12 protein-coding genes are annotated in these 11,880 nt (G+C 63.6%); 1 reads left to right on the forward strand and 11 read right to left on the reverse strand.

What is annotated here, in order from left to right:
* Positions 1-45: 45 nt before the first annotated feature.
* From ABVQ20_RS36420 to ABVQ20_RS36455, 8 genes are all read right to left on the reverse strand, one after another.
* Entirely contained in the window at positions 46-492 is a 447-nt protein-coding gene (locus ABVQ20_RS36420; RefSeq protein WP_354464654.1) for a DUF983 domain-containing protein, read from the reverse strand.
* 162 nt (positions 493-654) lie between these two features.
* Positions 655-2,046, reverse strand: a complete 1,392-nt coding sequence (locus ABVQ20_RS36425; RefSeq protein WP_354464655.1) for an aminotransferase-like domain-containing protein — start codon at positions 2,044-2,046, stop codon at positions 655-657.
* Between the two features lie 152 nt (positions 2,047-2,198).
* Positions 2,199-2,978: a succinate dehydrogenase iron-sulfur subunit gene (locus ABVQ20_RS36430; RefSeq protein ID WP_097575611.1), complete on the reverse strand. Its 780-nt coding sequence runs from the start codon at positions 2,976-2,978 to the stop codon at positions 2,199-2,201.
* The gene (locus ABVQ20_RS36435; protein WP_354464656.1) at positions 2,978-3,415 is read right to left on the reverse strand and encodes a DUF3052 domain-containing protein; all 438 of its coding nucleotides are present in this window, start codon (positions 3,413-3,415) and stop codon (positions 2,978-2,980) included. Before ABVQ20_RS36435 ends, ABVQ20_RS36430 begins: the two co-directional genes overlap by 1 nt.
* Positions 3,416-3,417: 2 nt before the next feature.
* Entirely contained in the window at positions 3,418-5,247 is a 1,830-nt protein-coding gene (gene sdhA, locus ABVQ20_RS36440; RefSeq protein WP_354464657.1) for a succinate dehydrogenase flavoprotein subunit, read from the reverse strand.
* Between the two features lie 4 nt (positions 5,248-5,251).
* A complete protein-coding gene (gene sdhD / locus ABVQ20_RS36445) occupies positions 5,252-5,647 on the reverse strand; it encodes a succinate dehydrogenase, hydrophobic membrane anchor protein (protein WP_354464658.1) in 396 nt (131 codons plus the stop codon).
* A 2-nt stretch (positions 5,648-5,649) separates the two neighbouring features.
* Complete coding sequence (gene sdhC / locus ABVQ20_RS36450; RefSeq protein ID WP_354464659.1) at positions 5,650-6,069, reverse strand: succinate dehydrogenase, cytochrome b556 subunit; 420 nt, start codon at positions 6,067-6,069, stop codon at positions 5,650-5,652.
* A 308-nt stretch (positions 6,070-6,377) separates the two neighbouring features.
* Positions 6,378-6,764, reverse strand: a complete 387-nt coding sequence (locus ABVQ20_RS36455; RefSeq protein WP_354464660.1) for a hypothetical protein — start codon at positions 6,762-6,764, stop codon at positions 6,378-6,380.
* 303 nt (positions 6,765-7,067) lie between these two features.
* Between ABVQ20_RS36455 and ABVQ20_RS36460 the strand changes: the two genes are divergently transcribed.
* Positions 7,068-7,430, forward strand: a complete 363-nt coding sequence (locus ABVQ20_RS36460; protein WP_354464661.1) for a hypothetical protein — start codon at positions 7,068-7,070, stop codon at positions 7,428-7,430.
* Positions 7,431-7,432: 2 nt separating this feature from the next.
* Here the strand turns inward: ABVQ20_RS36460 and ABVQ20_RS36465 are convergent, their stop codons facing one another.
* The 3 genes from ABVQ20_RS36465 to leuC form a co-directional block, all read right to left on the reverse strand.
* Positions 7,433-8,632, reverse strand: a complete 1,200-nt coding sequence (locus ABVQ20_RS36465) for a GGDEF domain-containing protein (RefSeq protein WP_354464662.1) — start codon at positions 8,630-8,632, stop codon at positions 7,433-7,435.
* A gap of 74 nt (positions 8,633-8,706) precedes the next feature.
* Entirely contained in the window at positions 8,707-9,903 is a 1,197-nt protein-coding gene (locus ABVQ20_RS36470; protein ID WP_354464663.1) for a GGDEF domain-containing protein, read from the reverse strand.
* 237 nt (positions 9,904-10,140) lie between these two features.
* On the reverse strand, positions 10,141-11,550 hold the full coding sequence (gene leuC / locus ABVQ20_RS36475; RefSeq protein WP_354464664.1) for a 3-isopropylmalate dehydratase large subunit: 1,410 nt from the start codon (positions 11,548-11,550) through the stop codon (positions 10,141-10,143).
* Positions 11,551-11,880 lie beyond the last annotated feature (330 nt).

Consider the following 11,880-nt stretch of genomic DNA (forward strand, 5'->3'; position numbering starts at 1 on the left):
GAACGCACCGTTCAACCCTCAACTTCGCGGTTTCGGTGACATTCGTCACGACCTGTCGCCGCCGGGCAAAGTCGCCGTCGAACCCGCCGCCACGGCGGATGCTGGCGGGATCAAGGGCGTTACCATCCGGCCCTCCTCCGCCTTGTAGAAATACTGGCTGGCCACCAGCCATCCCTTCAGCGGCCGCAGCGGCGGGATGCAGGTCAGAAGCATGAAGGGCAAGGTCGTGAAGAGATGCACCCAGTAGGGCGCTTCGAAGCGGACCTCGATCCAGAGCGCCAAGGCCACGCTCGGCACGCATGCAAAGCAGATCACGAAGAACGCCGGACCATCGGCGGGATCGGCGAACGAATAGTCGAGGCCGCAGACTTCGCACTTCTTGCGCAGCTTCAGGAATCCCTCGAACAAATGCCCCTCGCCACAGCGCGGACAACGCCCTCGTATGCCGGTTTCAATCGGTGAGAGGGGAGCCCATTCGCGATCCTGAACCATTTTTCCTTGTCCTTGTCCGCGGCGGCTGTGCCGAGGCCCGTTGCCGTTTCGCGGTCACTCGCCCGCATGTGACGGCAGGAATTTGCCTGGCCTTACAGCGCCATTGATTGCATAATGTATGTGGTTCATATGCATACATTGTCAAGAGAAATCCCTACAAGATCAAACCACCATCGACGATATGGCTGGCGACTGCGACAGAAGGTCCGCGACGATCCGCAGGCTGTCACGCAGTTCCTCCTCGTTCGCGGCCGCGCCAAGTCCCAGGCGGACAGCCTCGGGCGGCGACGCGATGGCGAAGGCGTCGCTTGCCACCACACCGATACCGGCCGAGCGGAGACGCGCGGTGAACTCTCCCCTTGTCCAGGGCCCGGCCAGCCGAAGCCAGGCGTGGAAGCCCTGCGGATCGGCCTGACCGAAGCCGGCGGGCAAGATAGCAGAGGCGATAACCTGCCGGCGGCGCGATTCCTCCCGGATCGCGGCAAGTACCGCGTCGGCGGTTCCATCCTCGATCCAGCGGGTCGCGATCGCGGCCGTCAGCGGCGAGGCCATGGAAGCGGTCGCCCTTATGGCGCCCGCCACCCTGGCCGCCGAGCGGCCGTCCGGCAACACCAGATAGGCAATCCGCAAGGCTGGAGAAAGGCATTTCGCCAGACCCGCGACATGATAGACAAGGTCCGGCGCAAGAGCGGCCAGCGGCGGCACGGGGTTGGCCGGCAACGCCCCATAGGCATCGTCCTCGATGATGGGCACCTGATGACGGCGGGCAATCTCTATCAGCGCCTTGCGACGCTGGAGAGGCAGGGTTGCCGTCGTCGGATTGTGGAGGGTCGGTGTGCAGTAGAGCGCTTTTGGCCGGTGTCGCGCGCACGCCGCCTCGAACCCTTCGGGAACAAGTCCGTGCTCGTCGATCGGTACTGCGACGAGATTGATCCTGAGATGCGCTGCAAGCGATCGGAAGCCGGGGTAAGTCAGGGCCTCCGTGCAGATCGTCTCACCCGGTGCGGCCAGTACGCCGGCGAGCGCCAGCAGCGCGCCCTGCGCTCCAGGGCAGACCAGGAGCCGCTCCTCCGGAATCGAACCGAGCCGCGCCGAAAGCCAGCGCGCGCCGGCGGCGCGGTCACGCCCGGTTCCGCCGGCCTCCTGATAGCGCAGGAGCAGGCCCAGCCCGTCGTCCGCCCGCAGATCGGCAATCCCATCCCACATCCGCGCGACCAGTCCGGCATCCTCGAACCGGGGCGGCAGGTTCATGCTCATGTCGACAAGACCAGTCGAGACAGTCCGTCCCTCGACGGGTCGCCGTGCCCGCACATAGGTGCCCTGCCCGACCCGCCCGTCGATCAAGCCGCGCCTGCGCGCCTCCGCATAGGCGCGGCTGACCGTGGTGAAATCGATCCCGAGGGCATCCGCCAGCGTGCGTTGCGGCGGCAATCTGGAACCGCCAGCCAGCCGGCCGGACACGATGTCGGCCGACAAGGCATCGGCAATGGCGAGGTAGACCGGCCCATCGCCCTTGCGGATCACCGGTGTCCATGAAGCCTGGTTGTCGTCCATCGTCTCGCCTCGCCATCCAAATGTATGGATATTGTATGTTGCGATGGGCTAACGCAAGGCCCGGCAACAGGCTGACGGTGGGAACACTGCCGGCGATGAACAATTCGGGCTTGCCGACATGACAGCCCCCGAAGACGGTCAAATGGTCGCCGTCAGACGCGCCGCTCCACCATCATCTTCTTGATCTCGGCGATCGCCTTGGCCGGGTTGAGGCCCTTGGGGCAGGTCTGCGCGCAGTTCATGATGGTGTGGCAGCGATAGAGCCGGAACGGATCCTCGAGATTGTCGAGCCGCTCGCCCTTGGCCTCGTCGCGGCTGTCGATCAGCCAGCGATAGGCCTGCAACAGCGTTGCCGGGCCGAGATAGCGGTCGCCGTTCCACCAGTAGCTCGGGCACGAGGTCGAGCAGCAGGCGCACAATATGCACTCATAGAGCCCGTCGAGCTTCTCACGATCCTCGTGGCTCTGCAGCCATTCCTTGGCCGGCTGCGGCGACACCGTCTTCAGCCAAGGCTCGATCGAGGCGTGCTGGGCGTAGAAATTGGTGAGATCAGGCACCAGGTCCTTGACCACCTGCATATGCGGCAGCGGATAGACTTTTACGGCGCCGGAAATGTCGTCGCAGCCCTTGGTGCAGGCCAGCGTGTTGGAGCCGTCGATGTTCATGGCGCAGGAGCCGCAAATGCCTTCGCGGCAGGAACGGCGCAAGGTCAGCGTCGGATCGATCTTGTTCTTGATCCACAGCAGCGCGTCGAGCACCATCGGACCGCAGTCGTCCATGTCGACGAAATAGGTGTCTATGCGCGGGTTCTCGTCATCGTCCGGCGACCAGCGGTAGATGCGGTATTCGCGCAGATTGGTGGCGCCCTCCGGCTTCGGCCAGGTCTTGCCCTGCTTGATCTGCGAGTTCTTGGGGAGTGTTAGTTCGACCATTACCTGCGGTCCTTTCGGATGACGAGCTTCAGCCCGGACCAGATGTCGTTCACGGCGGCGACCTTGACGTCGACAAGGTCGAGCTTCAGCGCCTCGGCGCGGACAATTTGCTCGGTGACGTCGGTGGGCACCTTCGAAGCCTTTTTCGGCCAGGACACCCAGACCACGCCATCGCGCTTGATCGCCGCCTCGATAGCGCCAAGGCGATCCTCGATCTCGGCGCGCTGCCGGGTGAAGGCGTGGACGGAATCATATTTCAGGGCAGCACCCGAAATCCCCGACCAATCGGCCAGCCGGTCGACTTCGGCAAAATCCACCGCACCGGCCAGGTCGTCGAGTTCCGCCGGCAGCGCGATGAAGGCGGCGACCATGCCGTCCTTCAGGCCGAGCTTGGCCGGAAGGGGCGTGCCGGAATATCCCGAGGCCGCCGGCGCCATTGTCAATACACCCGCGCCTTCGGCGCGATCTTGGCGAGGCTGATGCCACCATCCTTTTCCGCCAGCAGCGGTTCGGTGTGCACCGGCCGGTAGGACAGCGTCACCTTGCCATTTTCGCTGAGTCGCGCCAGCGTATGCTTGCGCCAGTTGGTGTCATCGCGGGCGGAAAAATCTTCCCGCGCGTGCGCCCCACGGCTCTCCTTGCGCGCCTCGGCGCTGTAGACCGTGGTGATGGCATTGGCCATCAGGTTTTCCAGTTCCAGCGTCTCGACCAGATCGGAGTTCCAGATCATCGAGCGGTCGAACACTTTGATGTCCTTGAGCTCGGTCCAGATTTCCGAAATCCGCTTGCAGCCGTTCTCCAGCGATTCCTGCGTGCGGAACACCGCCGCGTCGTCCTGCATCGCCTTCTGCATCTTCTCGCGCAGCACCGCCGTCGGCGTCGAGCCATTGGCGTGGCGCAGCCCGTCGAAGCGGTCCATGATCTTCTCGACAGAGGCTTCGTTGGGCGAAGGGATCGCCGACTTGCGGTCGATCACCTGGCCGGCGCGGATTGCCGCGGCACGGCCGAACACCACCAGGTCGATCAGCGAGTTCGAGCCCAACCGGTTGGCGCCGTGCACCGAGGCGCAGCCGGCCTCGCCGACCGCCATCAGCCCGGGCGACACCTTGTCCGGGCTCCTCGATGTCGGGTTGAGCACTTCGCCCCAGTAGTTGGTCGGCACGCCGCCCATATTGTAGTGCACCGTCGGCAGCACCGGGATCGGCTCCTTGGTCAGGTCGACGCCGGCAAAGATCTTCGCCGATTCCGAAATGCCCGGCAGCCGCTCGTGCAGGACGGCCGGATCGAGGTGATCGAGATGCAGGAAGATATGGTCCTTCTTCTTGCCGACGCCACGGCCCTCGCGGATCTCCAGCGTCATGCAGCGCGACACCACATCGCGCGAGGCCAGATCCTTGGCCGATGGCGCGTAGCGCTCCATGAAGCGCTCGCCCTCGGAATTGACGAGATAGCCGCCCTCGCCGCGCGCGCCTTCGGTGATCAGGCAGCCGGCGCCATAGATGCCGGTCGGATGGAACTGCACGAACTCCATATCCTGCAGTGGGAACCCAGCCCGCGCCGCCATGCCGCCGCCGTCGCCGGTGCAGGTATGCGCCGACGTTGCCGAGAAGTAGGCGCGGCCATAGCCGCCGGTCGCCAGCACCACCATTTTGGCCGAGAAGCGGTGGATGGTGCCGTCATCGAGGTTCCAGGCGACGACGCCGGTGCAGGTGCCATCCGGCTCCATGATCAGGTCGAGCGCGAAATACTCGATGAAGAACTGCGCGTTGTTCTTCAGCGACTGGCCGTAGAGCGTGTGCAGGATGGCATGGCCGGTGCGGTCGGCGGCAGCACAGGTGCGCTGCACGGGTGGACCGTCGCCATAGTTCATCATGTGGCCGCCGAACGGCCGCTGGTAGATCTTGCCTTCTTCGGTGCGCGAGAACGGCACACCGTAATGTTCGAGCTCGTAGACGGCTGCAGGCGCTTCGCGCACCAGATATTCCATGGCGTCGACATCGCCCAGCCAGTCCGACCCCTTGACGGTGTCGTACATGTGCCACTGCCAGGAATCGGGGCCCATGTTGGACAGCGAGGCGGCGATGCCGCCCTGCGCCGCCACGGTGTGCGAGCGCGTCGGAAACACCTTGCTGATGCAGGCGGTGCGCAAGCCTTGTTCGGCCATGCCGAGCGTGGCGCGCAGGCCGGCGCCGCCGGCGCCGACGACCACCACGTCGAATTTGTGGTCGACATAGGTATAGGCCGAAGCCTTGTTCGCGTCCTTGGCCAAAATGTCAGCCTCCGAATGCCAGTTTGAGCAGGGCGAAGATCGAGGCGACGCCGACCGCTATGGTAAAGAATGTGTTGAGGGCGATGAGGGCCAGTTTCATGCCCTCGCCATGGATGTAATCCTCGATGATCACCTGCATGCCGAGCCGCATATGGGTGAGGCCGGAGACAACAACCAGTATGATGATCAGCGCGACGAAGGGATTGGCGAGCGCCGCCCGCACATGCTCGTAGCCGGCGCCGTTCAGCGCGATCAGGAAGCCGACGAAAAACAGCATGAGCGGAATGTTGGCGATCGCGGTGAGGCGTTGGCGCCAGAAATGCTGTGTACCCTCGCGGGCGGAGCCGAGACCACGGACCTTCCCCAGCGGCGTGCGCATATCGGTGTTCTTGCCGCTCATGATCAGGCTCCCCGCGCCATGTAGCCGACGATCCAGATCAGCAGCGTCAGCAGGATCGAGCCGGCGAGCGTCGCCCAGGCGATCTTGGAGGCCGTGTGCTTTTCAAGCCCGGCGCCCGTGTCCCAGATCAGGTGGCGGACACCGCCCAGCATGTGCTGCATCAGCGCCCATGTATAGCCGAACAGCACCAGCTGCCCCAGCCAGGAACCGAATGCCCAGTTGACGAGATCGAAGGTCGATTTGGAACCCGCCGCCGCTATCAGCCAGATAGCGACCAGCAGCGTTCCGAAATAGAGCGCACCGCCCGTGATGCGATGGATGATCGACATCGTCATGGTGATCGGCGGCCGGTACACGGTCAGATGCGGCGACAGCGGCCGTTCACGTCTGGCAAATTCGCGGGTGGCTGGTGATTTGCTCATGGCTCCCCCAGTTCGGCGTCTCCTGCCTCAGGTGGAAATGCGGCATGACCGCTTCCGGACGCGACTTCGGACAGCCGGTTTCTAATGCTCTTTTTGCACCGCGTCAAAGCCGGAAAACCGTTTCGAAAACGTAATTTAGTCTGAATAAATGGCTGATTTCGCTTCAATCGATTAGGCCAACGTTCCATGCCGGCTCGATATCGCTGCAGTGCGGTATATTCGCATGGTCCAACAGCCCGGATGTATTGAGATAAAGGTCAGGCGCGCCGTTTGCGGGCCGGCATCACTTGAATCTCGAACCATACCGATCAGCGGGTGCAGGTCAGCGGCGTCTTGCCGCCCTTCATCACCAGCGCCTCGCGGCCGTCGATCACGATCGCGTCATGGGCCTGGCCATAGCGGCTGCTCTGATTGGCCGGCGAGGCCGGCAGGTCCTCGCTAGCGCCATTGGGCTCCACGACATGCACCGACGTGCCGAGATTCTCGATGGTCATCATGCCGCCATCGGCGCATTTGTAGGTCGCGGTGCGCGGCTGTGGCGCGGATACGTCGGTGGTGGTGGCGGTCGGAGCAACCGAGACAGCCTGGGCGACCTTGTTGCCCGCCTTTGGTGCATTGGTCTCCGGCACGCAGGCCACGGCAATCAACGCCGGCAACAGGACGAGCGTCACCCGAAATGACCGGCGCAACGCCATATGCTGTCCTCCCATGCATCAGACTAGCCGCGATGCTCTCACAAGATCAAGTTCCCCGGCATCACGTCGCGACCGCTGACAATGCCCAGCGCGATGGTGCGGGCAAGCATGGCCGAATGATGGCCAGTGACGTTCCCCGCCGACAGAAATTAACCATGTTTGAAAGGACATGGCGCGGAAACGGGCGCGCCCTCTTAACAAAGGTTAATAAAAGGTTAATTTCTGATTCGAACTCGCTCCGGGCCATGATTGCGCGAAACCGCATTTCCGCGATCAGGGCCAAACAGGAAGTTGGAGGACACAATGCGTTCGACATCGACCCGCCACCGCCTTTGCACGCTCATCATATCAGCCTTGGCCATCAGCTTTGCGGCACCCGCCATTGCGGGCGCCCGTCACCAGGACCGCGTCTACGCTGATTCGTTTGGCAATCTCGTCATCGACAGCGCCGCCGGCTACAAGCGCATCATCGTTGGCGAAGGCAAGCTCGCCAAGGAACTCTCGGCCTACACCAGCGCCGGCCAGCCCAAGGTGCTCTACGAAAACGAATCGGACGACGCCGTCAGCCACGAAGATTGCTACCGGCCGCCGGTTTTCGTGAAAGGCCGCTCCTATATGTACGGTCTGTCCGACGGCGAAATGCCTGACCTCAGCCCCTGCCGCTGAGCCTACCCGGCGTTCGCGGCCATTGCCGCTCGCCCGGCTGTCACGCCCGACGAGATCCGCACGCAATCGCGCCCGGCATTCTTCGCCTGGTACAGGGCCGCGTCGGCCCGCCGCATCAGGTCGGCAAACCCCTCGCCCGCATGAAGTTCGGCAACGCCGAAGCTCGCCGAGCAGCGATGCTCCGGCGGCAGCCCGTCAACGGGCAGCGCACCGAAAGCGCTGCGCGTGCCTTCGGCGAAGAGCCGGGCGGCGGCAAGGTTTGTTCCTGGCAGGATGATGGCGAATTCCTCGCCACCGATCCGGCCGGCAACATGGTGGTCGGCGGCGGCATCGCGCAGGAAACCGGCGAAAGCCTCGATGACCCGGTCGCCGGAGGCATGACCGAAACTGTCATTGATGCTCTTGAAATGATCGAGATCGGCGATCACCAGGGCGACCGGAACACCCTGGCGCGTGGCGCCGCGTAGCGCCAGTTCCGCATGGCGCTCGAAGCCACCACGATTGAGCAGCCGCGAGAGAGTGTCCGTCTCCGACTTCGACATCACCTCGGCCAGCAGGTCGCGAACCAGGATGACAAGGATCAGCAGCGCGATCGCCAGGCCGAACATGGTGCCGAGCGACTGCGACACCAGCGCATAGCTGCTCTGCAGATAGACCTGCGGATTGGCGCCCCAGCCGCCCAGCGCATGCGCGATGAACGGCTTGCTCAGGAACTGCAGCGCGCTGGCTGCCAGGACGGCCATCAGCATATGGTCGAGGCGGTCGCGTCTTTGCCTGGATGACCAGACGATGCCAAGGCCGACAAACTGCATGACGGCGTAGGGGAATTGGTAGGCCATCATGCGGATGAATGACTGGCGCGGCAGATCCTGCACGAAATACACGGCGACAGTCGCCGCAAACAGGAAGAAGAGCATCTGCGACCAAGGCGGCGAAACGCCGTATTTAAGGGCGAGCCCGCCATTGAAGGCGATGGTGGCGCCGAGGAAGGCAGCGAAAGCGGCAACCACCACCGGCCGCGCATTGTCGAAGGACGGAATGCTGAATTCGATGGCGAAGTAGGCCATGCCCAGCACATAGCCGAAAGCCAGCCAGCGCGCCGAGACACGGTCCACGTCATGAACGGCGATCGTCATGAAGGCCGCGGCCAGCAGGCCGGCGACGACAAGGTTGATCGCGAGGATGTAATCTGCACTGCCCATGTGGCTTCGGACTCCGTCCGGCACCAAATCACCGACGGGCGAAAAAGACGTTAACGCGGCACCGAATTCCCGGGTCAGCTGGCCTTGTGCCACTCCGTGACGAAGGCCGTTTCCGGCCGCTCGTAGGACAGCCGAACGCTGTCACGGCCGTTCCTCTTGGCTTTGTAGAGGGCTTCGTCGGCGCGGCGCATCAACGGCTCCAGCCCTTCCTCGCCGGTGCGGGCCGCCACGCCGAAACTCGCCGTCACCTTGGTGCCCGGAGGCAGTCCGTCCACGCCTCCCGCCGAATACAGGACGCGGATGGCTTCGGCGAACAGCTGCGCCGCCGCAAGGTCGGTCAACGGCAGCAGCACCGCGAACTCCTCTCCGCCGACGCGGCCGGCAACCCCTCGGGCACCGGCGGCCGAGCGAAGCTTGGCGGCAAAGTCGGCGATCACCCGATCACCCGCCGCGTGTCCATACACATCGTTCAGCAACTTGAAATGATCGAGGTCGGCCAGCACCAGTGCCACCGGGAATTTGGCCGCGGCGCAGCGTTGCAAAAGGAGAGCCGCGCGTTCCTCGAAGCCGCGACGGTTCAGAAGACCTGACAGCGGATCCGTATAGGTTTCGGTCTTCAGCGCCTTCATGACATCGAGCGCGGCGGCGGTGAACAGGCAGAGCGCGATGAGCAGTGACAGCAGCGCGTGCGACAGCAGTGCCGTCGTCCAGTAGGACGAGGCATAGAACCCGTCGTAGCTGGTGAAGGGGCCGTGCATGGCCACGATGACGATGGTTCGCACGAAGAAGTTGAACGCCGACGTCAGCGACAGCACGAACAGGATCATTTCCGTCGGGCCATTGTTTCGAACCGGGCGCAATTCGGCGGCGACAAGCAGCGCCAGGCCGCCAAAGGCAAAATTCATCGCATAGATACGCCATGTCAGATCGGGGTGAACGAACATGAACCAGCTGAACGCGGCCAGACCGCCGACCATCAGCGTGCCGATTGCCGCAAAGGGCACCTTGCGGCCGTAGCGGGCGACGATCGCGCCGGCGAGGCAGCCGCCGGCGAAGGTAAAGCACAGGTTGGAGACCAGCTTGGTGAGCGCCATGCCGAAAGGCAGCGTGAAATACTGGAACAGGAAGCCGCCGGCCGACACGGAATAGCTTGCGCCCAGCACTGCCAGGTAGGGTCTATGGCGCTGATAGGACCAAAGCACGAGGAAGGCAGCGCCGAGCGCGAGCGCGATCGTCGGGTTGAGCAGCGCTATGAACAGTCCGACGTCCAAAAGACCCTACTTCCCCTCGCTCCCGTGAGGGAAGACCATAGGGCGCAAGCCCAAACAAGCCGTTAAGCGCAACCGGAAAGACACCGCGGATGCGGCCAAACCCCGGCCGTTTCCAAGGATTGCGGTGTTCACGATCGCGTGCGATCAGCGCAAGGTTCCCGCGTGATGAGCAGACCACGAAAAAGGCCCGAACCGCCATGCGGTCCGGGCCGTTGTCACGGGCATCGAAGATCGAAGCTATTTCCAGTCGCGGATGTCGACGAAGTGGCCGGCGATCGCCGCCGCCGCCGCCATCGCCGGCGACACAAGATGGGTGCGGCCCTTGAAACCCTGCCGGCCCTCGAAATTGCGGTTCGAGGTCGAGGCGCAGCGTTCATGCGGCTTCAGCCGGTCGTCGTTCATGGCCAGGCACATCGAGCAGCCGGGCTCGCGCCAGTCGAAACCGGCGGCGAGGAAGATCTTGTCGAGACCTTCGGCTTCCGCCTGTTCCTTGACCAGGCCGGAGCCCGGCACGATCATCGCATCGACATGCGCGCTGACCTTCTTGCCTTCGACCACCTTGGCTACGGCGCGCAAATCCTCGATGCGGCCATTGGTGCAGGAGCCGATGAAGACGCGGTCGAGCGAAATGTCGGTGATCTTGGTTCCCGGCGTCAGGCCCATATAGTCGAGCGCGCGCTGCTTGGAGGTGCGCTTGTTCTCGTCGGTGATATCCTCCGGATTCGGCACGATACCCTGTACCGACACGACATCCTCGGGCGAGGAGCCCCAGGAGACGATCGGCGGCAGTTTCGCCGCGTCGAGCACGATCACCTTGTCGAAATGCGCGCCCTCGTCGGACTGCAGCGTCTTCCAGTATTCGAGTGCCGCATCCCACGCCGCGCCCTTCGGCGCGCGCGGCTTGTCCTTGACATAGGCGAAGGTCGTCTCGTCAGCCGCGATCAGGCCGGCGCGCGCACCGCCTTCGATCGACATGTTGCAGATCGTCATGCGGCCTTCCATCGACAACGCGCGGATCGCCTCACCGGCATATTCGATGACATAGCCGGTGCCGCCCGCAGTACCGATCTCGCCGATGATGGCGAGGATGATGTCCTTGGCGGTGACGCCTTCCGGCAGCTGGCCGTCGACGCGCACCAGCATGTTCTTGGCCTTGCGCTGGATCAGCGTCTGCGTCGCCAGCACATGCTCGACTTCCGACGTGCCGATGCCATGCGCCAAGGCGCCGAAAGCGCCATGCGTCGAGGTGTGGCTGTCACCGCAGACGATAGTCATGCCGGGCAGCGTGAAACCCTGCTCCGGGCCGATGATGTGGACGATGCCCTGGCGGATATCGTTTTCGGAATAATATTCGACGCCGAAATCCCTGGCGTTCCTGGCCAGCGCCTCGACCTGGATGCGGCTTTCCTCGTTCTTGATGCCGAACTTGCGCTCGGGCGAGGTCGAGACATTGTGATCGACCACGGCCAGCGTCTTTTCCGGATGCCGGACTTTTCTGCCGCTCATGCGCAGGCCTTCGAAAGCCTGCGGGCTGGTCACTTCATGGACGAGGTGGCGGTCGATGTAGAGCAGGCAGGTGCCGTCGTCCTGGCGGTCGACGATATGGTCGTCGAAAATCTTGTCGTAGAGGGTGCGCGGTGCGCTCATGTGCGTAAATCCGTCGATTTGAAATGGGAAGAGAGAACGCCGGAGGCCTTCGCCCGGCAAAACCGGCCTAGCTAAGTCGGCTGGTCAACGCGCCGGAAACGCGCGCGGAGAAGCGCGACGGCAGGCGTTTTCTGTCCTGCAGCACGAACCCCTTGTAGGCCGGATCGCCAAAAAGCTCTTCCATGGCGTGGCTCATACCAATGTTTTGCGTTTTCGGCAATTGCGACGTGTCCTCGCAAAACCTGAGTTCCTCGCCCTCACTTCCACATCTTCAGGGAGAGGACGGGCGCCAAGATCGGCGAACTCGCGCCTTTCCTCTCCCCTGTCGAT

It is taken from the genome of Mesorhizobium shangrilense, from assembly GCF_040537815.1.
GTDB classification, from domain to species: Bacteria; Pseudomonadota; Alphaproteobacteria; order Rhizobiales; family Rhizobiaceae; genus Mesorhizobium; species Mesorhizobium shangrilense.